The organism is Rhodococcus sp. SB1D, assembly GCF_048573875.1.
In the GTDB taxonomy this organism is placed as follows: Bacteria; Actinomycetota; Actinomycetes; order Mycobacteriales; family Mycobacteriaceae; genus Rhodococcus_F; species Rhodococcus_F qingshengii.
Window position 1 is genome coordinate 208,849 of record NZ_JBMAIQ010000010.1, and the last position, 22,394, is coordinate 231,242.

Consider the following 22,394-nt stretch of genomic DNA (forward strand, 5'->3'; position numbering starts at 1 on the left):
CTCCCCATATCATACTCGAACACCCGTTCGAGTCAAGAGTGGTAGACCTCGAGCGCCCGCGCTACCGATTCGTCACCCGCAGGTAGCAACGGCAGTCGCACATTGGGAGTCGGAATCTGTCCCAACGCATGCAATACGCCCTTGATCACAGTCGGGTTCGGTTCGGAAAACAGAGCTCCGGACAGCTTCGACAAACTCCGCCCGAGGTCACGGGCGCCGTCCACATCGCCACTGTCCCAAGCTTTTACCAAGCGGACGAACTCAGCGGTCGACACATGAGCGGACGCCAAGATGCCACCGGCCGCACCCAAGGCCAGAAGAGGCGCGAGAAACAGATCATCCCCCGCCAGTACGGCGAAGTCGCCTGGAAGATCCGCGAAGAGTTCGACGGCAGCTGCGTCGATACCGCCCGCGGCATACTTCACACCAACAACCCCGGGCAAAGTACCCACCTCCTGCATAGTGCCGCTGTCCAGATCGCACGCAGTTCGGTACGGCACGTGATAGACGATCAGCGGCACTGGGCTCGACGACTGCAGATGCGCGAAATGCGCCACCACACCGGCTTTCGACGGCCTCGTGAAGGAGGGAACCGGCACCAAGGCCGCCGAGACCTCAGGCCACCGAGCCAGCCTCCCGAGCGCCTGCGCACTGCCCGCCGTGTCGTTACTGCCCGCGCCGACGATCAACGTCGCGCCTCTCGCACGGCACACATTCGCACAGATATCCAGAACGGTCACTCTCTCCTGCTCGGTGAGTGTTGCGGCTTCCGCTGTAGTCCCCAGCGCAACGAGTCCGACCGCACCCTCGGAGAGGACCTGGTGCGCAAGCTGTTCGAGTGCATCGGTTGCAATACGACCGTCGCTCTCGAAGGGCGTGATCAGTGGAACATGGATTCCGGCCAGGTCAACTCGAGTCACATTCATAGAACTCAGCCTCACCGAACAAACCTTGTAGGTCTAGTTCGCATTTCTATCGTCGAGCGTAAGCTGAGCTGATGCTCGATGTTCGTCGACTGAAGCTCTTGCGCGAACTAGCGCTGCGCGGAACCATCGTTGCCGTTGCCGAGGCGCTGTCGTTCAGTCCCTCCGCGGTGTCGCAGCAGTTGGCCGTCCTCGAACGTGAAGCCGGCGTGCCGCTGCTGGAACGAACAGGCCGTCGCGTCCGGCTGACACCCGCCGGTGAGAACCTCGCACGTCATGCCGAAGCCATCCTGCAACGCCTGGAGCAGGCGTCAGGTGAATTGGTCGACGCACGTCGTGGACTGGCGGGGCCGCTGCGCATCGGAACGTTCCCGACCGCGGCACGGGCGATCCTCCCGGCGGCATTGATCGCCCTGTCTCGCGAGCTTCCCGGGTTGGAACCGATGGTTTCGGAGATCGACCCGGCGGACGTCGCCGACGACCTACGAGCTGGGACTCTGGACTTGGCATTGATTCACGACTACGACTTCGTCCCTCGCCCCACCGAACCGGGCCTGACGACATTGCCGCTGTGCAGCGAAGCCGTGTACCTCGCTTCGAGTGACATCGAGTCAGATCCCCACGACGCTGTCGCATCACTGACCGACTGCGTAGAACGTCCCTGGATTACCGCAATTCCCGGAACTGCTTGTCATGCAATGACTATTCGCGCATGCCAGGCAGCTGGATTCACCCCGAAAGTGCGACACCACATCGACGAGTTCGCCACCGTTCTCGCCCTCGTCGCTGCGGGACAGGGTGTTTCGCTGGTTCCTGAACTCGGAGCAATCCATCCGCCGCTAGGTGTGCGCCTGACGCCGATGCCCATTCGACGAAGGACCAAGATTGCACACCGAGCGGGCTCCGACGCTCACCCGGCGGTCGCAACCGTGACAAACGCGCTTCGCTCGGCCGTCCCGCAACTGCTGGACGCCGAGCAATAGCGGCATCTACATGTCGAGCCCGAGGTCGAGGACCGTCACCGAGTGTGTCAGGGCACCGACAGCGAGATAGTCGACGCCGGTTCGGGCGTACTCTGCGGCAACGTCGATGGTGAGACCACCGGATGACTCGAGTTTGGTTTCTGGAGCAACAGCGTCTCGGCGCTGGACCGCGATCTGCGTCTGCCACAGCGGGAAGTTGTCCAGCAGAACAAGTTCCACGTTCTCCGCCAGCACCTGATCGAGCTGAGTGAGGTTGTCGACCTCAACTTCGCACTCGATGTCCGGGGCGAGCTCACGGACCGCACGAAGTGCTGCGACCACCGAACCGGCAGCAGCAACATGGTTGTCCTTGATCAACGCCGCGTCGCCCAATCCCATACGGTGGTTGACGCCTCCGCCCACGTGGACTGCATATTTCTGCAGAGAACGCAGTCCGGGCAGCGTCTTTCGGCTGTCCCGCACTTTGGCATGAGTGCCGGCGATGGCGTCGACCCACTGTGATGTCGCCGTGGCGATTCCCGAGAGATGGCAGACGAGGTTGAGCATCGTGCGCTCTGCCGTGAGAAGTCCGCGGGTGGGCGCGACAACGGTGAGCACCGATTGACCTGGCGCAACCCGAGTTCCGTCGGCCACCCGATCAACGACCTCGTAGTTACCCGCGCCGATCACCTCGTCGAGAACAAGCAGTCCGACGTCGATGCCGGCGACAGTACCCGAGGAGCGTGAGACGACCGACGCCTTCGCGACCGCATCGGCGGGAACCGTTGCGGTAGAAGTGATGTCGGGTCCATAGCGCAGATCCTCGTCCAGAGCGAGCCTGACCAATGTGAGCAGCTCGTCACGGTCGAGCGGCGCGGGCAGGATCTTCTGCTCGGTCATCAATGAACTCCTGTCAACAACATGTCGGGTATTTCGAGCGCTCCGTCGGCACCCATCTTGATCCGAGTGCTGCGACGCTGATTCGGATCTGTTTCAGGATAGTCGGTGCGGGTATGGCAGCCACGGCTCTCGGTTCGCGCCACGGCCACGTCGACCAATGCAGTCGCGGTCAACGTGAGCGCCGCGTCTTCGAGGTCCGGAGCAGCCACCGCCACTGTCTGTTCGGCGTCGGCAAGCGCGGCTCGCGCAATCTGGAGACCGCCTCCGTCGCGAACCACTGACGCGTGTGCCGTCATGACGGACTGCACGGTCTCTCGCGGCAGGATCGGCATCGGCTTGCGCACCACGTTGACCACTTCGGCATGAACCTCGCGACGCTCGGCAGCTGCGATTCCTGCACGCTCCCCGACTACCAAACCCTCGAGAAGGCTGTTGGACGCAAGACGATTCGCGCCGTGCAATCCCGTGCGAGCCACTTCGCCTGCTGCGTAGAGACCAGGCACTCCCGTTCGTCCATGGACGTCGGTGGCGACTCCGCCGCACGAATAGTGCGCGGCCGGGGCGACCGGAATTAATTGGGTGCGTGGATCGATGCCCGCTTCGAGGCAGGACGCCGTGATGGTCGGGAATCTCGAATCGAAACCGTCGAGCTTGCGAGCGTCGAGATAGACGTGATCAGTGCCGAGATCGCGTAGGCGTGCTGCGATTGCCCTCGAGACCACGTCACGCGGGGCGAGATCACCCAGCGGATGAACACCTGCGGTGACCGAATCACCGTTGGTGTCGACAAGAATCGCGCCCTCGCCGCGGACCGCCTCACTGATCAGGGGTCGGCGGCCTACCCCGCCCGGAGTGAAGAGCACCGTCGGATGGAACTGAACGAACTCCAGGTCCGCAATCGCCGCACCGGCTTCGAGTGCCAACGCGATTCCGTCGGCAGTCGCTCCGGGCGGATTTGTGCTGCAGGCATACAGCTGACCGAGTCCGCCGGTAGCGAGCAGCACCGCGGGCGCATGGATCACTCCGAGGCCTTCCGGCGAGGAGACGATGAGTCCGCACACCCCACGCCGGTTGGTCACCACCTGGACTGCCGCTGCACCGAACAGAACGGGGAGCCCGGCAGCATTGAGAGCCCGCTGCACTTCCGCGCCAGTGGCGTCGCCGCCGGCATGGATGATCCGACGCGTGCTGTGCCCACCCTCGCGGGTGCGCGACACCTCGCCGTCTCGCCCGCGATCGAAGACCGCTCCCAACGCGGCCAGCGCAGCAACAGCGTCGTGACCAGCTTCGACGATGGAATAGACGGCTTCCTCGTCGCACAAACCGACGCCGGCCTCACACGTATCCGAAACGTGCGACTCGACGGAATCGGTATTCAGATCGTCGACGACCGCGATGCCGCCCTGCGCGTACTGAGTCGCGGTGTCCGTCGGACCGCCCTTGCTGACCGTGAGTACTTTCAATCCCCGCAGAGAAGCGGTGCGCGCAGCGGTGAGGCCCGCGACACCGCCTCCCACGACGACCAGGTCGGCATGAGCCTCCCAGGCGAAACGCCCGGCAGGGCTGGTCACTCGCCGCCGCCCGGATTACCGATCTCGATCATGCGCTGCACCGACTTCTGTGCACGCTTGGCCATCTCGAGATCGACGTGGACCTCGTCCTTGCCCTCGAGAAGGCAGCGAAGCAACGCGGCAGGCGTGATCATCTTCATGTACGGGCACGACGCGCGGTCGTTGACGGCCTGGAAATCGACGTCGGGCGCTGCCTTGCGCAACTGGTGCAGCATCCCGATCTCGGTCGCGACCAGAACCTGCTTGCTCTTGGTGACGCGGGCAGCGTCGAGCATTCCGCCGGTGGAGAGAATCTTGACCTTGTCCGCGGGGACCGCGCCTTCACCGGCTAGGTACAGAGCCGAAGTAGCGCAACCACATTCAGGGTGCACGAACAGCTCGGCGTCCGGGTGCGACTTGGACTTGGCCGTCAGCTCGTCACCGTTGATGCCGGCGTGCACGTGGCACTCACCAGCCCAGATCTGCATGTTGGTACGGCCCGTCACGCGCTTGACGTGAGCTCCCAGGAACTGGTCCGGCAGGAACAGAACCTCGCGGTCGGGATCGATCGAGTTGACCACGTCGACGGCATTGGACGAGGTGCAGCAGATGTCGGTGAGACCCTTCACCTCTGCGGTTGTGTTCACGTACGACACCACCAGCGCGTTCGGGTTGTCGGCCTTCCACTCACGAAGCTGCTCGGCATTGATCGAGTCGGCCAGAGAGCAGCCGGCTCGCTCGTCCGGGATCAGCACGGTCTTGGACGGCGACAGGATCTTCGCGGTCTCGGCCATGAAGTGCACACCGCAGAAGACAATCGTGTCCTCGGGCGCCTCGGCAGCGATTCGCGACAGCGCCAGGGAGTCACCGACATGATCGGCGACGTCCTGAATCGCAGGCAGCTGGTAGTTGTGCGCAAGAATCGTCGCGCCGCGTTCGCGAGCCAGACGTTTGATCTCAGCGGCCCACTCGGGGGTCGCTTCGACTCCGTTGTATCCGCCGGGGCCGTCGTGAATCTGCGAGGCCGATCCCTCCCATAACGTCGTGGTCGTCATGGCGTTCTCCTTCACCGTGAACCCGGGCTCGTCACCCAGTTCAAATCCGGACGGGCTGGCCCGGATTTCCGTATTCGAGGTTTTCGACTTAGGATCGAAAACGTGCCCAATAGTAACACCACCCACGAAGTGCTTGCAGCGGTGTTCCAAGTTCGCACCTTCCCCGCAAGCATCGCCGCAGGTGACGGCGATCACTGCCCGCAAGGTCGTGAAGAGTTGGCCGTGCTGCTGTGGCAGCGTGCACTCAACCCACAGAAGGGCACGTGGTCCCTGCCCGGGGGCACTCTGCGCGACGACGAGGACCTGACGACCTCCGCTCGACGACTCCTCGCCGAGAAGGTCGACCTACGAAAGGTCGCCCACCTCGAACAGCTCTCCGTCTTCAGTGATCCACAGCGCGTGCCGGGTCCGCGCCGCATCGCGTCGACCTTCCTCGGACTCGTTCCCCTCAGCGCCGACCCACAACTGCCACCGGACACGGCCTGGCACCCCGTTTCGAAGTTGCCGGAGATGTCGTTCGACCACGGAACCGTCGTACGGCACGCGCGCAATCGACTTGCCGCGAAACTCTCGTACACCAACATCGCATTCGGGCTGGCCCCGGAAGAGTTCGCGATGTCGACACTGCGCGAAATCTACTGCGCTGCCCTCGGTTACCAGGTCGATGCCACCAACTTGCAACGCGTGCTGGGGCGTCGAGGCGTTCTGACTCCCACCGGCAACACCGCACCGTCCGGCAAGTCGGGTGGACGTCCACCCGCCCTGTACCGTTTCACCGACTCCACCTTGCGGGTCACCGACGAATTCGCCGCACTACGGCCGCCAAGCTGACACCGATCGCACTGTCAGGCAACAGCTTCGAGACTTCCGCGCTGCAACCACACCGAGGTCACGGCGCCGGCCGGATCGATGACCCGGTTGATTACACCGAACCGAGTAGTCACCCGATCGAGAATCCGATCGGCCTGCCAACGATCCGTCGGATCGGCGACAATCGCAAAGAAGCGATGGGCAGGTTTTCCCGCCATGACGCGAACCAATTCGGTGACCGTCCGCGCCGTGACTGCCACGCTCCAACCAGCGTCGAGAAACTCGGCGGCCGTGCGCGCACCGTGCTCGAATCCGATGTCCGTGACAAGTACAACTCCCCTGTTGGGGGCGATCTCTGAAACACTCATTGCCGAACCTCCACTCGGAATCAAACTTCTTGACTCCTATGTAAGTCCGCAATCTTGTGCTTCCCTTGTGCTGGTTCTGTGAGAACTCTGGGGAATTGCGCGCCCCACCTCAGACAGCCCTGGAAAGGCCCGCCCAGAAGACCGTCGAGGCCGCGTTCACCACCTCGCCCACCGGCACGTCGCCCAACATTCCGCCCGCAGCAAGCGTCGCGACGCCGTGGAACGTCGCAAAGGCAACCAGCGCAATACTTTCCGGATCACCGGCGGCAATGTCACCGGCGGCCTGAGCTTCCGAAACGAGCCGGACGGTCAGGTCCATCGTCGCGTGCCCCGCGTTGACGACAGTTTCGGCGGCGCCCGGCGCATGCTTGTTGCTGTACATCAGAGAGAGCAGGCCCGGATGCTCCAGCGCAAAATCCACGTAGGCATTGGCGAGCGAGGAGAACCGGGCCCTCGCGGTCGGTGGAGCATCCGCGACTGCCCGCTCGAGCTCACCGGTCATCCGATGGAATCCACTTTCGGCCAAGGCATCGAGCAAAGCCTGGCGATCACGAAAGTGCTTGCCCGGAGCCGCGTGGCTCACGCCCGCCTCACGCGCGAGTTGCCTCAGCGACAACTTGTCGACGCCATCTCGTTCGAGTGTTGCTTCGGCCGACGCCAGGAGTTCCTGTCGCAGGCTGCCGTGATGATACGGCTGTTCGTGGGCGGGCATGGTGGCACCATATCAAAATGTTGTCATTGACAACTATGGTGTCAGTGCCTACATTTGGGATCACCCGAACCGAAGGAGCCACCATGGCCATCGACGTAGCCGGAACCACCGTCCTCATCACCGGAGCCAGCGCTGGGCTCGGAGTGGAATTCGCTCATCGCTTTGCCGCTCGCGGCGCAAACCTGGTTCTGGTCGCCAGGCGGGCCGACCGCCTCGAGGCACTCGCCACCGAACTCCGTGGCGCCCACGGCATCATCGTGACAGTCCTGCCCGCCGACCTGGCCGCACCCGGCGTCGGTGCATCGCTGCACCAGGAGCTGACAAACCGTGGCATCACCGTCGACTCGCTGATCAACAACGCCGGATTCGGAACACACGGGGCATTCGTGGACGAAGATCTCGAGCGCGTCACGTCCGAGATTCAGCTCAACATCGCCACGCTGGTCGAGCTGACACACACATTCCTGCCCGACCTTCTCACCGGCCGCGGAGCACTGGTCAACGTCGCCAGCACAGCGTCGTTCCAGCCGACACCGGGCATGGCCGTCTACGGCGCGTCCAAGGCGTTTGTACTCAACTTCACCGAAGCACTCTGGGCCGAAGCTCGCGGCAGCGGATTGACTGTATTGGCGGTGTGCCCCGGTCCGACGCGCACCGAGTTCTTCGACGTAGTCGGCTCCGAAGACGCGGCGGTCGGGCGAATGCAGACGGCAACTCAGGTGGTGGACACCGCTTTCCGAGCACTGGATCGACGCTACGCGCCGCCGACCGTCGTATCGGGACTGCCGAACTGGGTGTCCTCGATCAGCACTCGCTTCGCAACCCGCCGGTTGGGCGCGCTGATTTCCGGGCGACTGTTGGGTGACGTGCGAATGAAAGCCGAAACCAAGCGCTCGTCGACCTCTGCGGCGTAGCGACGCAACAGTTACGGAAGTTTCGGCTGGCTTTCGACTTCGGCCTGTTCGGTGTCGGTGGCCGGATCCCCAGATTCCGGATCCCCAGATTCCGGATCCCCGGATTCCGGGTGGTCCCCCACCCCGAGGTCGTCGTACGGATTGAGCACTGCAAGAACCAATGTCACGACGCACGCCGCGAGCGGCTGAAACAGAAGCACGAGCAAAGTTCCGACGTTCGGGGCCCGCGCGATGATCTCCCCGACCGCCGGATTGTCGGCCGTGGGGAAACGCAGTTTTGTCACGCCCGAACCCACGAGTGCCATCAGTCCGGTACCTGCCACTGAACCGACTATCAACCCGCCCAGGGCATAAGGACCTCGACTCAGGCGTGCCAACCAGGCCGCCACCGCCGACAGCACACCGACGATCAGTGCCAGCCAGATGAACACGGCGCTCGCGTCGAACTGATGAAGGCTCTCACCCGTCAACGCGACGCCGCGCCCCTCGGACACCACCAACAGGTGCTCGGCCGGAGCCAAGAACGCCCACAGCACACCGACGAGCACGCTCACGCCCGCAATGGTTGCGGCGATCACGATCGCGGTGCGCAGACGAATCTGCCGAAGAGAGATCACACAGAGTGACGCTACCTGCGGGCGACGTCGATCGAGTCGACGACACCGTGTCGGGAGCATTTCGCCCACCATCCGTCAGGGCTGACCTGAACGATCATGCGGCGCCCGCACTGCTCGCAGAAGCGAGGAGGCTCGAGCCCCATCGACGCCGCAGTCGGCGTCGGATCGTCGACGCCGTCGACGATCCGACGCCCGGTGAACGGGTTGTACCGCTCCTCGGTCACCGGAGTGCTCACAGAGTGTCGTTCAGTGCTTTGATCGGCATCTGCAGATCCACCAACAAATCCAGATCCTTCTCGGCGGGACGTCCGAGGGTCGTCAGATAGTTGCCGACGATCACGGCGTTGATTCCGCCGAGGATGCCCTGCTTGGCACCCAGGTCGCCGAGAGTGATCTCGCGTCCACCCGCGAAGCGCAGGATCGTGCGAGGCAGCGCGAGACGGAAAGCGGCCACGGACTTGAGCGCCTCGCTGGCGGGCAACACGTCCAGATCACCGAACGGGGTACCCGGACGCGGGTTGAGGAAGTTGAGCGGGACCTCGTCCGGCTCCAGTTCAGCCAGGTTGGCCGCGAATTCTGCGCGCTGCTCCAGGGATTCGCCCATGCCGAGGATTCCGCCGCAGCACACTCCCATGCCTGCTTCGCGAACCATCCGAAGCGTGTTCCACCGCTCTTCCCACGAGTGCGTGGTCACGACGTTCGGGAAATGCGACTTCGAAGTTTCCAAGTTGTGGTTGTACCGGTGCACACCCATGGCGGCCAGTTGGTCGACCTGCTCCTGGGTGAGCATGCCGAGCGAGCAGGCGATCTGGATGTCGACCTCGTTGCGGATCGCCTCGATGCCTGCGGCAACCTGAGCGAGCAACCGGGCGTCAGGTCCGCGGACGGCGGCCACGATGCAGAACTCGGTAGCGCCCGACTTCGCAGTCTGCTTGGCAGCTTCCACCAAGCTCGGGATGTCCAACCACGCCGCGCGAACCGGCGACTGGAAGAGTCCGGACTGCGAGCAGAAATGGCAGTCCTCAGGGCAGCCGCCCGTCTTCAGGCTGATGATGCCCTCGACCTCGACCTCCGGTCCACACCACTTCATACGCACATCGTGGGCGAGAGCCAGCAGGTCTTCGAGCCTGTCGTCGTCGAGTCGGAGTACGTCGAGCACCTGGCTTTCGGTCAGGCCAACTCCTCTTTCGAGAACTTGCTCGCGCGCCTGGTCGAGGATGTCGACCGTCGCAGGGGCCGTGCTAATCGGGGGCGGGGTCACAGACGTCTCCTTCGAAACCAGCAAAATTGAACACCGTACAAGTTGAACGGTGTTCACGTTAGAGACGTGGTGGAATACTGTCAAAGGCGGGTCCGATCGACATTCGATCGAAAGCGCTCCACAGCGGGACGAAACGAGGGGAACAACAAGTGCAGTTGCGACGCGGCGACGTGCTGGACGGCGCCATGGCGATACTCGACGAGTTCGGACTTGCCGACCTCACGATGCGCAGGCTCGCAACCTCACTAGGTGTCCAACCCGGCGCCCTGTACTGGCACTTCCCGAACAAACAGACCTTGCTGGGCGCGGTTGTCGACAAGATCCTCGAAGACCTCAACGCCCCCGTCGACGCAGACACGTGGCAAGAAGCGTATTCCGAACTGGCACACAGACTTCGGTCTGCCCTACTGGCGCACCGCGACGGCGCCGAGTTGGTCAGCGCCACCTTCGCCTCGCGGATGACAAGCAGCAAGGTGCGCGAGCATTTCGTACATGCCGGGCAAGAATCCGGTCTCTCACGCGAGCACGCCCAACTCGCGGCGTATGCCCTGCTGTATTACGTACTCGGCCATACCGTGGACGAGCAGTCCCGAGCGCAGATGGAAGAGATGGGGGCACTCACCCGGGCTCCCATCTCCCCCGACTCCCCCGAGGTCATCGGCGGCGGTTCCGACGAGGACCTCCTCGACGGCGATCCGACAGTGCGCTTCCAGTTCGGCCTGGACCTGTTCATCGACGGCATTCGCACTCGCCTGAATTCGATCCCCGATTCAACGCCCATCGAATCGGCTCTACGACACTCCTGACAGTCGGAGTACTGCAGTAGTGCCGGCCGCGACAATCACCACGACCACCAACGGCGCCTTGAACCAGGCGCAGATGCCTCCGGCCACCACGCCGAGCATCCGCGCCGGCCCCGCAACGTCATGCCCGGTGAAGACCGTCGATGTCACAACCACTGCGAGCAGCAGCACCACGACAGCACGATCGAGGGTTTTCTCGGCGAAGCCGGAGAGCTTCACCCGAGCGCGGAGCAGAACGCCACTTGCCCGCAAAGCGTAAGAACCGCAAGCGAACACGACGATACCGATCCAGACCGACGCGGTATTCATCGAACCTTCTCCCGGAACGGTATCGTCACCGCGATACTCAGCAGCGCAACGAGCGGAGCGGTACCGGGCGGCAGGAACGGCGACGTGGCCACCGCGACTGCTGCACCGATCAGGGCGGCAAGCAGCGTCACCTTCTCCTTCAGCGCAGGAAAGACAAGGGCCAGAATGACAACCGGAAACGCGGCATCCAATCCCAACGCGCCGGGGTCTCGGACGACGCTGCCGAGCAGCCCGCCCAGGAGAGCTCCGATCGGCCACGACACCGCGATCCCGATTCCACAGAACCAAAAAGCCGCACGCTTGCGCTCCACCGATTCCTGCGCCATGGCGACCGCGACGCTTTCGTCGTTGACCAGGTGCGCGCCGACCAACTTGCGCCAGCCCGAGCCCCTGCGCCAGCCTGAATCTTTGTAGCGATCCCTGCCGAGGAATGATCCTGCCGACATCCCATAGGCGAAGTTACGGGAGTTGATCAACAAGCCCGCCACAACAGCAGCGGTGGCACTGCCTCCGGCTGCGATGATTCCGATGAACAAGAACTCCGAAGACGCTCCCAGAACGAGTACAGCCAACGCCAAAAGCTGCCACAACGAGAATCCAGCCGATCCTGCCGTCACACCGTAGGACACACCGACGATGGCCACGGAGAGACAGATCAGCACGCTCACCCGAACCGTGTCTCGATCAACTGTTCGCCATAAAGAACGCATGTATTCTATGTTGAACGAAGTGACACCGTTCGTCAAGTAGAACGATCGATCGGAGAATCGAACGATGCCCAGTAATGAAACGGATACAGCGGAGACTCCTCAGAAACTGGTCGCCGTCGCACTCAAACGCGAACGTGCCCGAGCAGGCTTGAGCCTTTCGGAGGTCGCCCGGCGCGCCGATATCGCCAAGTCCACACTCTCCCAACTCGAATCCGGACTCGGAAATCCGAGCCTCGAAACTCTGTGGGCACTCGGAAACGCATTGGGCGTGCCGTTCTCACAACTCGTCGACTCTCAGGCACAGACCGTTCAGTTGATTCGAGCCGGAGAAGGTCCCGCGATTGCGTCGGCAAACGCGTCGTACATCGCGACACTCTTGGCGCCGAGCCCACCGAACGCACGACGCGATCTGTATCGGATAGTCGCCGAACCGGGCGAGCCGCGTATTTCGACTCCGCATGCACGCGGCACCACCGAACACGTCGTGATCGGCACCGGACGGGCGCAGGTCGGGCCCACTGCAAATCCGATCGAACTCGGACCGGGCGACTATCTTGCTTATCCCGGCGACGAGGAGCACATCTTTCGGGCGCTCGAACCAGGGACGACAGCGATCTTGGTATCGGAACACACCTGAGCCGCGATGAGTTTCGCCGCTGCGGGAAGTCTGTATCTGGGAGGTGATGTGGCCAGAGCCTCGATTGCCGACGACAGTAACGACCGACAGCAGGAGGACCCATGTCCGGATCCAGCATCAGCAGCATTTTGCTCTCGAGCACCGACCCCGAACGCTTGCGCGACTGGTACGCCGAGGCGTTCGCCCCGAAGGTCGACCGGACTCCCGGCGAACCCGGCTACGACGTGCTCGACTTCAACGGTTTCTACGTGATGCTCGACAGACGCGACGACGTCGGCGAGACCAACCCCCAGCCGGGTCGCATGTTCCTCAACGTCGAAACCGACGACGCCCGGTCGATCGCACAGCGCATCGATGCACTCGGCGGAAACTGGCACGCTCCACTCGAAGACCGCGGGGGCAGTTTGTTCGCCACTGCGATCGACCCCGACGGAAACTACGTTCAGATCATCGAGTTCAGCGAGGAAGCCAGGGCCGAGATGGAATCCGGAATGACGGATTCCCAAACCACCTAGTCCGGCAACCGCTGGGAACGGAGATAGTCATGCTTACAGACACGAAAGCATTCAGCGGATTTTCGGTGACAGACATCGACTCTGCAAAGAAGTTCTACGGCGAAACACTCGGGTTGAAGGTAACCGACGAAGACATGGGACTGATTCGCCTATATCTTGCCGGCGGAACCGAGATCCTCGTTTATCCGAAGCCGAATCACGAAGCGGCGACCTACACGATTCTCAACTTCGTCGTCGACGACATCGACACAACCGTCGACCAACTGACCGCACGTGGCGTGGAGTTTCTCAAATACGACGGATTCCCCCAGGATGCGCGAGGCATCATGCGTGGCAACGGCCCCGACATCGCGTGGTTCACCGATCCCGCCGGCAATGTTCTGTCGGTGATCAAGGAGTCCTGACGCGCTTAACCGCTGAACAGCTGCGACTGCCGCTGTTCAGCGGTGTCGGTGTTGGAGCGTTCTGCTGCCGCAGTTTCACGCTCGGCAGCCAGTTGCTCGGCGCTTTTTGCGTCGACAACGGGCTCCGACGCGCTGAGGTCGGAAAACAAGCCACTGCTCGATTCGTTCACATGCCACCCTTTTGCCTGGTCATCGTTGCCGCGCGCAGATAAACCTGCGTTAGAGATCGGTCGATGGCTACTCAATTACTGCCGCCCGTACGGCGCCGACAAGACGCCGATGACTCAGCAGTTCTTCACCCAGTGTTGCACGCCTGTGTTTTCCACGAGAAATTCGGTCCAGACGGGTTGTCATCGCCCGCACGGCGGAGCAATGTGAAAGATGAGCGCGGAGCAGGTCGGCAGCACTTTCGTCGGACACCTGGCCCCTCAATTCACCGCACAATTTTTGGAGGAATCATGTTGGGAATTGCTTTGGGCCTCGGCAGCGCCGCTGTCGGAATCGGCCTCGGACTGCTTGGCGCAGGAGCGGGAATTCTGCTGAGCGACAAGACCGTCAAAACCGCACGACGTGAACTCACCGCCTGACGAGGGCGAGCGCACTGAATTTTTGGGCACTCGGGTCGGTATTCGGGTGAACGCCGCGATGCGACACCCCGCGCAGTGGGTGTTCGCACGGGCCGCGCATCGACGTGGCGTGCATACCGGCGTAGATGTTCCGACGAGCGCGCAGGACGTGCTCGACCGGTTGACGGCACTCCGAATAAGTACGTGGAGTTACGGATTCGACCACAAGTCGGTCCGTCACCTGGGTCCGATGGCGCAAGACTTTGCGGCGATTTTCGGCTTGGGATCCAACGCCCGCCGGATCTCCGCCGTCGACGCGAACGGCGTCTGCATGGCGAGCATCCAAGCGTTGAACCGCAAGATCAGTGCCCTCGAGACAGAACTCAGCGCGCTCGAGAAGGACGTGAACAGACTGAGACGGGAAACGGGAGACACGAGCACGACTCGGAATGCATTGGAAACAAACAACAATCACATATCCACACCGCTCGACGAATTCGGTGGATCCACCGGTCTGTAGTTTGTTCGGTGTGACCGCCCCTGATTCAGACTCCGACTCAGCGCCCAACGTGATTGCCGCGCTGTTCGACGTGACGTCCAATTCAGTCGGCGACGAACATGTCGAACAGGTACTTGCCGAATTCGGCTTTGGCGCAACGGAGGTCGCGGAGACCGCGGCCCTCATCCGGGCCAGTCGGTCGGAATTTCGGCGACTTCGCCGTCGCGAGAACGAATTGGCGGTTCTCTATTCGAGTGCACGTGAGCTCGCGCAGGTTCGCGACGTGGACACACTGCTGCAGAGGCTGGTCAACCGCGCACACGACATCATGGGCACCGACGTCACGTACCTGTCCGAGTTCGACGTGATCACTCGTGACCTGAATGTTCGAAAGACGGCCGGCGCGGTCTCGCCGGAACTCCAGCATCTGCAAGTTCCTGCCGGCGCGGGACTGGTCAGCGCGATTGCCGAATCTCGAGCAGCCCAATGGGTTCAGAACTACAGCGACTACACGCAGTCGCGCCATGACGAAGTGGTCGATGCCGCGATCGTCGCCGAGGGTCTGGTGGCGATTCTCGGCGTGCCGATGCTCTCCGACGGCCAGATCCTCGGAGTCCTGTTTGCCGCCGACCGCCGGGAACGACGATTTACCGCAGATCAGATCGCCCTGCTCTCGGCGCTGGCTGATCACGCCTCGGTAGTCCTGCAAACCGCACGGGCGCTGGACCGCGCCGAGGAATCCGCCGCCGAGACCGGGCGAGCACTCGACGGGCTGCGCGAGCACGTGTCCGCGCGGGACAAATCGAACATCGTCCACCAGGATCTGATCCACGCCGTTCTCCGCGGCGGTGGCTACGCCCAGGTTGCACGAACCCTCAGCAGCGCACTCGAACGCAGCACCGTCGTCGTCGACAATGAGCTACGCCCTCTCGTCACATCGTCGGGTGAGCAGATCACGACGGTGCCGTTGTCGCTACCTCGCGCCGTGTCCGATGCCATCGACCAGAGTCGCCGCAGTGGCCGATGCACGTTTGTCGCCGATAACAGCGAGACCGTGATCCAACTCGTCAGCGCCGTCACCGCCGGAGAATCGTTCCTCGGGGCCATCTTGCTGAATCGTTCGGACGCGCCGATCGGCCCCGTCGAACTCCGGACCGTAGAACGGGCAGCTCAGGTCACTGCCATCCTCGTGTTGCAACACTCGGCGGCGGCAGCAGCGGACCGGCGTGCACGTGACGAACTGGTCGCCGACTTGCTGAGCACTGCGCCCGAGCGCAGGCGCGATCTCGAACGTAGGACCCGAAACCTCGGCATCTCCCTCGGCGAACTGGACACCGTCCTCGTGGTGTCGGTCGCTCCGGAACTCCGCACCGCCGCGCTCCGCGCAATCGGGCAGTCTCTGCCGGTAGCGGGGTTGGCGGCGCAGCATGCCGGATTGATCGCGGTGGTCTCGCGCTCGGGAAACCCGGCAGCCGCGGCGACGGTCATTCACCGTCAGATCACCGGTTCGGTAGGACCGCACGCAGTAGTCATTGCGCCGGCGACGGCGGAACGCCCCGAAGAGCTCCCGGCGCGCTTCACCTCGGCGCTGCGCACGGCCCGCCTACTCACGGCATTGGGCAAGACCGACGGCGCGGTCACGACGGCGTCATATCTGCCGTACACCGTTCTGTTCGGCGAAAATCCGGAATCACTTCATCAGTTCATCGACGAAGTAATCGGCCCGGTACTCGCGTACGACCGCGACAAGGACACCGATCTCACCGCGACCCTTCGTGCCCTGGTACGCAACGACGGGAGCCCGACCAAGGCTGCCCGCGCACTCAACTATCACCCCAACACCGTCGTTCAGCGTCTCGACCGCATCCGTACGCTCCTCGGTCAATCGTGGCGGGAAGACGAGAACTTTTTCCGGGTGTCCATGGCGACGAGGCTCGACGAACTTCGGGACGTGGGAACCGAAGAGGCCGGAAGCGGCATCACCGACAGCGCCGATGGTGCATGACACTACAATTTCGACCGATCGATGTGTCGTGAGCACGTGGCCTGGCAAGCATCGACCTCCCTACTGTGAAGCGGAGCACAGAACCACTTCAGGAGGACGACCCCACGTGTCTATGAACAACCGGTCCATCAACAGCCGCATCGCCGATTTCCGGTCCTACGACGTCGCCGCACGACGCGCCGAGATCGTCCGCCAGACCGACCTGACCGAGGCAGACATCGCGGTCTACGACGCCGCCGACGGCCTCACCATCGACCAGGCCGATCGCATGGTCGAGAACGTCCTCGGCGTCATCGGCATCCCGGTCGGCGTGGCCACCAACTTCACGATCAACGGCACGGACTACCTGATCCCGCTCGCCACCGAGGAGCCGTCGGTGGTCGCAGCCGCAAGCAACGCTGCTCGCATCGCACGCGGACTCGGCGGCTTTCACGTCTCGAGTACCCCGCCGATCATGCAGGCCCAGATACAACTCGTCGACGTCGTGGATCCGGCAGCCGCCCGTATCCGACTCCTCGAGGCACGTGAAGAAATCATTGCACTCGCCAACGAACAGGACCCGAAACTGGTCAGCGTCGGCGGTGGCGTGAAGGACGTTTCGGTACGCATCGTTTCTTCGGACAAGGCCGCCTACGTCGTCCTCCACCTTCATGTCGACGTACGAGATGCGATGGGCGCCAACGCAGTCAACACGATGGCAGAGGCAATCGCGGATCGAGTAGCCGAGATCGGCGGCGGGCACGTCGTTCTTCGCATTCTCACCAACAAGGCAGATCTGCGGCTGACGCGCGTTCGTGCCGTGTTCGACGCCGAATTGATCGGCGGCGCAGAGGTTGTGGACAACCTGATCCATGCCGCACGCTTGGCAGAGCTGGATCCCTACCGCGCCGCGACACACAACAAGGGCATCATGAACGGCATCAGCGCCGTGGTGTTGGCAACCGGAAACGACACGCGCGCAGTCGAAGCCGGGTGCCATTCCCATGCAGTCAACGCCGACGGAATCTACTCCTCACTCTCGCATTTCGAGAAGAATGCCGACGGCAACATCGTCGGCACCCTCGAGCTACCCATGCCGGTCGGCCTCGTCGGCGGCGCCACCAAGGTGCACCCGGTAGCGCAGGCCGCAATCAAGATGCTCGGCGTCGAGAGCGCCGAAGAACTCGCCGGCATCATTCTGGCAGTCGGCCTGGCGCAGAACCTGGCTGCTGTCCGCGTTCTGGCCAGTGAGGGTGTCCAGCGCGGACACATGGGGCTGCACGCCCGCAACATCGCTGCCACCGCCGGAGCGCAGAAGAGCGAGATCGACGCCGTGGTGGCACGCCTGATCGCGGACAAGAGCATTCGCGTCGAGCATGCCGAGAAGGTTCTCGCCGAGATCCGCGGCGGAAACTGACGACAATGACCGAAACAGTTGCAGGATCACCGGTGTGGAAGCCGGCGCCTCATCGAGTGCCGGCACCGGGACTGCCGACCTCGGTCCGGATCTACGAAGTCGGGCCACGCGACGGACTTCAAGCGGAAACAGCGGTGATCCCGACCGAGACGAAAGCCCAGTTCATCGAACGCCTGGTCGCGGCCGGCTCCCGCACTGTCGAATTGACGAGTTTCGTCTCACCTCGATGGATCCCGCAACTTGCGGACGCGGAAGAATTGATGGGTCGGCTGCACCTGCCGGACTCGGTACGTACGGTCGTTCTTGTCCCGAACCGCAAGGGTCTCGAGCGGGCCGTCGCCGCCGGAGCGAGCGAGGTTGCAGTATTCGTCAGCGCCACAAAGGAATTCGCGAAACGCAACCTCAATTCCACGGTGGACGGCGCGATCGCCGCGGCTGCCGAGGTCACTACGGCCGCCCGAGCCCTGGGACTTCCCGTCCGCGGCTACATCTCCATGTGCTTCGGCGACCCCTGGGAAGGCTCCGTGCCCGTCGAGCGTGTCGCCGACATCGCAAAGACCCTGATCGACAGCGGTGTCACGTCACTCTCACTCGGCGACACCATCGGCGTCGGCACACCTGGCCATGTGCTCGCTTTGCTCGGCGCCCTCCGAGAACGTGGCATCCCCACATCGCAGATCGCCATGCACTTTCACGACACCTACGGCCAGGCGCTGTCGAACGTCTATGCGTCGTTGACCGCTGGGGTATCCGAATTCGACAGTTCCGCAGGTGGTCTCGGACGGTGCCCGTATGCCAAGGGCGCGACCGGAAATCTCGCCACCGAGGATCTGGTGTGGATGCTCCACGGCCTCGGGATCGACACCGGCATCGACCTGGATTCGCTCACCGATACAAGCAGCTGGATGGCCGAACAGATCGGCCACTCGAGCCCGTCCCGAGTTGTCACCGCCCTCCGCGCAGCACGCACCTGACACCCGCAACGCAAGCCCCTCATCTCGCAAGCCCCTCCCTGTACGACCCCGCCATGCATGACACTGGAGAAGACTGATGTCACCACCGCAGCCGGCAACGACGCCGACCACCACAACCGAGCCGACCGAGCAGCAGACATACCTCGAAGTCTGGGGTGACACCGTCAACGGTCGACACCTCGCGATCTCCGTTGCAGTCGGCAGTGTCGTCGGCGCCTCGGCCCTTCTCGCGGCCCAGGCACTGTTCGAACGGGTCGTCAGCGAACCGTCGTTGGCCCAGGCGTACAGCCTTCTGGTCGGCATCGCGGCCTGCCTGCTCGCCGGCGTGGTCTGCGGAATCTTCATCAAGCCGAAGCGGATAGTCGCCTTGGCCGCCGCCGACGCGGAGTCGATCGACGGTGTCATCACGACGATGAGTGAACAGCGCCAGGGTCTGGGCACTCTCGCCGACATTCCGGAGCAGAGCCGACAGGAACTTCGCGAGCTGGGTCTGTACGACCACTTCGCCGCTGCCGAGGCCGAGCACGCACGGGTCTCGAACACACCGAAGGACGGTGGGCGCGCATGAGTTCGGTTCTGACCAACGAAATTCTGATTGCCGTTCTCTTCGGCATCATCGGTGCGGTCGCGTTCACGTTCATCGGATTGATCTCCGGCACGGACGAGACCGCCACGATCGCACCGCTGACTCTGCTCGTGATTCTGCTCGGCGCTCCCCCGGCGGCGGTCTTCACGTTCTTCCTCTCGGGTGCGATCGCCAAACACATGACGCACGCGGTGCCGACGATGCTGCTGGGCATTCCCGGCGACACGATGGCGATTCCACTCTTGCCGGAAGCGCAGATGATGCGCTCACTCGGCATCCCGCACATCGCACTCCGCAAGGCGATCTCGGGAGCAGTGATCTCGGCGTTCGTCGCTGTGCCGGTTGCCGTTTTGTTCGCGACCATCCTCGCGCCGTTCGCGGACACCGTTCAGTCGATAGCACCGTGGCTGTTCCTGGTCGCCGCCATCGGCATCGCCTACGCCTCACCAGGCCGCTGGGCCGGGGTTGTCGCCCTCGTTCCCTTCGTCATCTTGATCCTCGGCGCCCGCGCGTTGACGTCGAATTACGATGTGTCGCTGAACATCAGCTACTTCCTTGCGATCGCAGTCGGGCCGCTGATCGCGGACCTCGCATTGACCTTGGGCCCGTCGAGCCGTAAGGACATGGAACGCAGTGAACCCAAAACCGTTGCATTGGCCCCGGACATCAAAGGATGGAAGGGATACTTCCCCAATCCTCTGAAGGTCCTCGATCGCAAGCAGATCGGTTACACCGCCGCCGCTTCCACGGTGTCGAGCGCAACCTTCGTCTTCAGCCCGGTCGCCATGACTGTTCTGATGGGTGAGCTGGTAGGTGCGCGGATCAAGAACGGCTATCACCGACTGACCACAATGGTCTCGGCGAAGAACGGTACGACGGAATCCACCTACATCGCGGAAACCCTCATCCCACTCGTCGCTTTCGGCCTTCCGCTCAGCCCGCTCGCGGCAGGCCCCGCAGCCCCTCTGTTCAACGCTCCACCGGTGTTCGAGACCAATCAGGAAACCGGAGTGATCAACAATCTCTCCACGTACCTGACGCAGTGGGAGTTCCTGCTCTACGGACTGCTCGCAGTGGTCACGGCAACGGTCATCGCATACCCGTTTGCCATGAACTACGCGTACCGCGCTGCGTCAGCGGTGGTCAAGCACATCAGTCACGAAGCTGTGATCGCGGTGTTCACGGGACTCGTCGTCGTCATCAGCATCTGGGAGGGCGGCATCCTCGGGCTTCTGATCACCGTGACGGTCGGCCTGGTCGGTGGTCTTCTCGGGCGCCTGTTCAAGATTCACGGCGGAGTTCTGTTCATGGGTTACTACGTAGCGCTGTTCAGTGTTCCTGCCCTGATCAATCTGTTCTGAATCGGTCGACTCCACCACCACGTGCGGACCCGCAACAAACTGCGGGTCCGCACGTATTTCTTCAGCTACCGACCGTGAGCGCCACGGTTCGATTGCGGTCCAACTTCTTCGCTCGATACAACGCCTCGTCAGCGCAATCGACCAATTGCGTCAGGTCTGCGTCGCCGTGGGGTGAACACGCGACACCGATGCTGACGGTCGGCCCGAATTCACCCAATACTGCCGACGAATTCTCCGCTTGCGCGCGTCGAATCATCTCGGCTGTTTCGGTCGCACCCTCGAGATCGACACCGGCCATCAGTACGACGAACTCCTCGCCGCCCAATCGGGCGAAGAGATGCTTGTCATCGAGGTGCCGCCGCACCTGATCGGCAAAACTCACCAACGCTGTATCGCCGGCACGATGACCGAGGTTGTCGTTCACCATCTTGAAGTGATCCAGATCCATCATCAGGACGCTGACCGGACGTCCAGAGGGGCGACGCGGATCGGTCGCACCCGTCACGCTGCCGCCTCGCCGCAGGAATTCGTCCCGGCGCAACGCACCGGTGAGATCGTCGTGGGTGACGGCCTGGGTGAGTGCCTCGAGCGCGCGGCGACGCTCGAGGATCACACAGGCCACCGCGATCGGCGCTACCGCCAGCAGCGACAATCCGATCTGGACCGACGCGCTGACCGGCGAGACGCCCTCGCTGGACAATCCGAGATGGCCGTCGGCCGTCAGTACCAACGTCCAGGCAGTTGACACAGCGGTGAGCACCGACGTGACAAATACATTGGTGAGCAAGGCTGCAGTCACCAGCGCCGGCATGGCAAACGCGATCGCTCCGGCACCGCCTACCACCCACTCCAAGATGATGCAGACGGCCAGCAGCGCCGTCGGAACGACTGATCGACGCACAAGCGTGGCAACAGCTTTCGGTTCTCGATCCACTCGTCGAAGCGAAGGGAATGTCAGCACCAAGGGGACGATGGTCATGTAGTTGACGAACTCACTCGAGAACCAGAGCAACCAGCCGTCCCACCACTGCCCGCCGAACAGCACGCGGTTCGCGATTCCGCCCACGAGCGCCGCCATCGACGCGGCGGCGACAGTCATCGACACGAGATAGCCGACGGACTGAATACTGGTCAGTCGACGGTCCTCACTGTCGACCCAGCGAAAGGCGTAGAAGCCGCTCGCAACCCCGACGATGTTGGCCGCGTTGAGCCACACCGTGGACTCCCATGCCCCACCGGTGATCAGGTCGGCTCCGACATAACCGACTACGACGCAGATCCAGGTGAGCAGTGTGGCGGAACGCGGCGACCGAAAGAGGATCCCGAGTAGCAGCGCGTTCGCCGGCCAGAAGACTGCAAGCGTGCCCGGCAGACGGCTCAGAATTCCGACCAGGCACGAGACGAAGACGACTACGCCGATAAGCAGTGCGCGACGAACGGCCGATGACGACAACGACTTTTCGACCGTGCTCACCACCTACATTCGACTGACCTACTCACAATTCGACAACCACTGTCGGTGACCAAGGCGCCCCGGATGCAGGGTCGCCGCAAGAC

At 63.0% G+C, this 22,394-nt stretch carries 27 protein-coding genes; 14 read left to right on the plus strand and 13 right to left on the minus strand.

Going from position 1 to position 22,394, the window contains the following annotated elements; genetic code table 11:
* Positions 1-32 precede the first annotated feature (32 nt).
* Positions 33-926, minus strand: a complete 894-nt coding sequence (locus tag ACN50D_RS22045; protein ID WP_064444166.1) for a dihydrodipicolinate synthase family protein — start codon at positions 924-926, stop codon at positions 33-35.
* Between the two features lie 71 nt (positions 927-997).
* On the opposite strand from ACN50D_RS22045, the gene ACN50D_RS22050 reads away from it, so the two are divergent.
* Positions 998-1,906: a LysR family transcriptional regulator gene (locus tag ACN50D_RS22050; protein ID WP_211921158.1), complete on the plus strand. Its 909-nt coding sequence runs from the start codon at positions 998-1,000 to the stop codon at positions 1,904-1,906.
* Positions 1,907-1,912: 6 nt separating this feature from the next.
* Here ACN50D_RS22050 and nadC read toward each other — a convergent pair whose 3' ends face one another.
* Genes nadC through nadA form a run of 3 tightly spaced genes read right to left on the minus strand, consistent with a single transcriptional unit; the run spans position 1,913 to position 5,390 of the window.
* On the minus strand, positions 1,913-2,785 hold the full coding sequence (gene nadC, locus ACN50D_RS22055) for a carboxylating nicotinate-nucleotide diphosphorylase (protein WP_003941805.1): 873 nt from the start codon (positions 2,783-2,785) through the stop codon (positions 1,913-1,915).
* Complete coding sequence (locus ACN50D_RS22060; RefSeq protein WP_003941771.1) at positions 2,785-4,356, minus strand: L-aspartate oxidase; 1,572 nt, start codon at positions 4,354-4,356, stop codon at positions 2,785-2,787. Before ACN50D_RS22060 ends, nadC begins: the two co-directional genes overlap by 1 nt.
* Entirely contained in the window at positions 4,353-5,390 is a 1,038-nt protein-coding gene (nadA, locus tag ACN50D_RS22065; protein WP_003941702.1) for a quinolinate synthase NadA, read from the minus strand. Before nadA ends, ACN50D_RS22060 begins: the two co-directional genes overlap by 4 nt.
* A gap of 102 nt (positions 5,391-5,492) precedes the next feature.
* Between nadA and ACN50D_RS22070 the strand changes: the two genes are divergently transcribed.
* On the plus strand, positions 5,493-6,221 hold the full coding sequence (locus tag ACN50D_RS22070; protein WP_007733069.1) for an NUDIX hydrolase: 729 nt from the start codon (positions 5,493-5,495) through the stop codon (positions 6,219-6,221).
* 14 nt (positions 6,222-6,235) lie between these two features.
* On the opposite strand, the gene ACN50D_RS22075 is transcribed toward ACN50D_RS22070, so the two are convergent.
* Entirely contained in the window at positions 6,236-6,568 is a 333-nt protein-coding gene (locus ACN50D_RS22075) for a hypothetical protein (protein WP_003941794.1), read from the minus strand.
* A 109-nt stretch (positions 6,569-6,677) separates the two neighbouring features.
* Positions 6,678-7,280: a TetR/AcrR family transcriptional regulator gene (locus ACN50D_RS22080; RefSeq protein ID WP_193595233.1), complete on the minus strand. Its 603-nt coding sequence runs from the start codon at positions 7,278-7,280 to the stop codon at positions 6,678-6,680.
* A gap of 83 nt (positions 7,281-7,363) precedes the next feature.
* Here ACN50D_RS22080 and ACN50D_RS22085 point away from each other — a divergent pair, with 83 nt between their 5' ends.
* Positions 7,364-8,194 (plus strand): SDR family NAD(P)-dependent oxidoreductase, encoded by an 831-nt coding sequence (locus tag ACN50D_RS22085; protein WP_065352566.1) that lies wholly within the window; start codon positions 7,364-7,366, stop codon positions 8,192-8,194.
* An 11-nt stretch (positions 8,195-8,205) separates the two neighbouring features.
* On the opposite strand, the gene ACN50D_RS22090 is transcribed toward ACN50D_RS22085, so the two are convergent.
* The 3 genes from ACN50D_RS22090 to bioB are packed head-to-tail and all read right to left on the minus strand — an operon-like array spanning position 8,206 to position 10,057.
* The gene (locus ACN50D_RS22090; protein WP_211921160.1) at positions 8,206-8,811 is read right to left on the minus strand and encodes a DUF2567 domain-containing protein; all 606 of its coding nucleotides are present in this window, start codon (positions 8,809-8,811) and stop codon (positions 8,206-8,208) included.
* A gap of 11 nt (positions 8,812-8,822) precedes the next feature.
* Positions 8,823-9,047: a hypothetical protein gene (locus tag ACN50D_RS22095; protein ID WP_003941741.1), complete on the minus strand. Its 225-nt coding sequence runs from the start codon at positions 9,045-9,047 to the stop codon at positions 8,823-8,825.
* Positions 9,044-10,057 carry a biotin synthase BioB gene (gene bioB, locus ACN50D_RS22100; RefSeq protein ID WP_211921330.1) on the minus strand — a complete coding sequence of 338 codons (1,014 nt, stop codon included), beginning with the start codon at positions 10,055-10,057 and terminating at the stop codon, positions 9,044-9,046. Before bioB ends, ACN50D_RS22095 begins: the two co-directional genes overlap by 4 nt.
* A 164-nt stretch (positions 10,058-10,221) precedes the next feature.
* Between bioB and ACN50D_RS22105 the strand changes: the two genes are divergently transcribed.
* Positions 10,222-10,878: a TetR/AcrR family transcriptional regulator C-terminal domain-containing protein gene (locus ACN50D_RS22105; protein ID WP_064444164.1), complete on the plus strand. Its 657-nt coding sequence runs from the start codon at positions 10,222-10,224 to the stop codon at positions 10,876-10,878.
* Here ACN50D_RS22105 and ACN50D_RS22110 read toward each other — a convergent pair.
* Together ACN50D_RS22110 and ACN50D_RS22115 are read right to left on the minus strand one after the other, a co-directional pair.
* On the minus strand, positions 10,864-11,184 hold the full coding sequence (locus ACN50D_RS22110) for an AzlD domain-containing protein (RefSeq protein WP_007733089.1): 321 nt from the start codon (positions 11,182-11,184) through the stop codon (positions 10,864-10,866). The two genes, ACN50D_RS22105 and ACN50D_RS22110, sit on opposite strands and share 15 nt — an antisense overlap.
* Positions 11,181-11,894, minus strand: coding sequence for an AzlC family ABC transporter permease (locus tag ACN50D_RS22115; protein ID WP_064444274.1), 714 nt, complete (start codon positions 11,892-11,894; stop codon positions 11,181-11,183). Before ACN50D_RS22115 ends, ACN50D_RS22110 begins: the two co-directional genes overlap by 4 nt.
* Positions 11,895-11,958: 64 nt before the next feature.
* Between ACN50D_RS22115 and ACN50D_RS22120 the strand changes: the two genes are divergently transcribed.
* The 3 genes from ACN50D_RS22120 to ACN50D_RS22130 all read left to right on the plus strand — a co-directional run bounded on the left by ACN50D_RS22120 (position 11,959) and on the right by ACN50D_RS22130 (position 13,450).
* On the plus strand, positions 11,959-12,531 hold the full coding sequence (locus ACN50D_RS22120) for a helix-turn-helix domain-containing protein (protein WP_047270126.1): 573 nt from the start codon (positions 11,959-11,961) through the stop codon (positions 12,529-12,531).
* 101 nt (positions 12,532-12,632) lie between these two features.
* Positions 12,633-13,046 (plus strand): VOC family protein, encoded by a 414-nt coding sequence (locus ACN50D_RS22125; RefSeq protein WP_003941719.1) that lies wholly within the window; start codon positions 12,633-12,635, stop codon positions 13,044-13,046.
* Positions 13,047-13,075: 29 nt separating this feature from the next.
* Positions 13,076-13,450: a VOC family protein gene (locus tag ACN50D_RS22130; RefSeq protein ID WP_064444163.1), complete on the plus strand. Its 375-nt coding sequence runs from the start codon at positions 13,076-13,078 to the stop codon at positions 13,448-13,450.
* Between the two features lie 5 nt (positions 13,451-13,455).
* Here ACN50D_RS22130 and ACN50D_RS22135 read toward each other — a convergent pair whose 3' ends face one another.
* Positions 13,456-13,620 carry a hypothetical protein gene (locus tag ACN50D_RS22135; protein WP_003941708.1) on the minus strand — a complete coding sequence of 55 codons (165 nt, stop codon included), beginning with the start codon at positions 13,618-13,620 and terminating at the stop codon, positions 13,456-13,458.
* A gap of 288 nt (positions 13,621-13,908) precedes the next feature.
* On the opposite strand from ACN50D_RS22135, the gene ACN50D_RS22140 reads away from it, so the two are divergent.
* The 7 genes from ACN50D_RS22140 to ACN50D_RS22170 all read left to right on the plus strand — a co-directional run bounded on the left by ACN50D_RS22140 (position 13,909) and on the right by ACN50D_RS22170 (position 20,837).
* Complete coding sequence (locus ACN50D_RS22140) at positions 13,909-14,037, plus strand: hypothetical protein (protein WP_003941742.1); 129 nt, start codon at positions 13,909-13,911, stop codon at positions 14,035-14,037.
* Positions 14,021-14,536 carry a tail fiber domain-containing protein gene (locus tag ACN50D_RS22145; protein WP_307850449.1) on the plus strand — a complete coding sequence of 172 codons (516 nt, stop codon included), beginning with the start codon at positions 14,021-14,023 and terminating at the stop codon, positions 14,534-14,536. Before ACN50D_RS22140 ends, ACN50D_RS22145 begins: the two co-directional genes overlap by 17 nt.
* A 10-nt stretch (positions 14,537-14,546) precedes the next feature.
* The gene (locus ACN50D_RS22150) at positions 14,547-16,520 is read left to right on the plus strand and encodes a helix-turn-helix domain-containing protein (RefSeq protein ID WP_307850451.1); all 1,974 of its coding nucleotides are present in this window, start codon (positions 14,547-14,549) and stop codon (positions 16,518-16,520) included.
* Positions 16,521-16,632: 112 nt separating this feature from the next.
* Positions 16,633-17,916 (plus strand): hydroxymethylglutaryl-CoA reductase, degradative, encoded by a 1,284-nt coding sequence (locus ACN50D_RS22155; RefSeq protein ID WP_054827941.1) that lies wholly within the window; start codon positions 16,633-16,635, stop codon positions 17,914-17,916.
* Positions 17,917-17,921: 5 nt separating this feature from the next.
* Positions 17,922-18,890, plus strand: a complete 969-nt coding sequence (locus ACN50D_RS22160; RefSeq protein ID WP_080712772.1) for a hydroxymethylglutaryl-CoA lyase — start codon at positions 17,922-17,924, stop codon at positions 18,888-18,890.
* Positions 18,891-18,966: 76 nt separating this feature from the next.
* The gene (locus tag ACN50D_RS22165; protein WP_003941716.1) at positions 18,967-19,458 is read left to right on the plus strand and encodes a hypothetical protein; all 492 of its coding nucleotides are present in this window, start codon (positions 18,967-18,969) and stop codon (positions 19,456-19,458) included.
* The gene (locus ACN50D_RS22170; protein WP_003941745.1) at positions 19,455-20,837 is read left to right on the plus strand and encodes a tripartite tricarboxylate transporter permease; all 1,383 of its coding nucleotides are present in this window, start codon (positions 19,455-19,457) and stop codon (positions 20,835-20,837) included. Before ACN50D_RS22165 ends, ACN50D_RS22170 begins: the two co-directional genes overlap by 4 nt.
* 61 nt (positions 20,838-20,898) lie before the next feature.
* Here the strand turns inward: ACN50D_RS22170 and ACN50D_RS22175 are convergent, their stop codons facing one another.
* Positions 20,899-22,311 carry a GGDEF domain-containing protein gene (locus ACN50D_RS22175; protein WP_223304505.1) on the minus strand — a complete coding sequence of 471 codons (1,413 nt, stop codon included), beginning with the start codon at positions 22,309-22,311 and terminating at the stop codon, positions 20,899-20,901.
* Between the last annotated feature and the right edge of the window lie 83 nt (positions 22,312-22,394).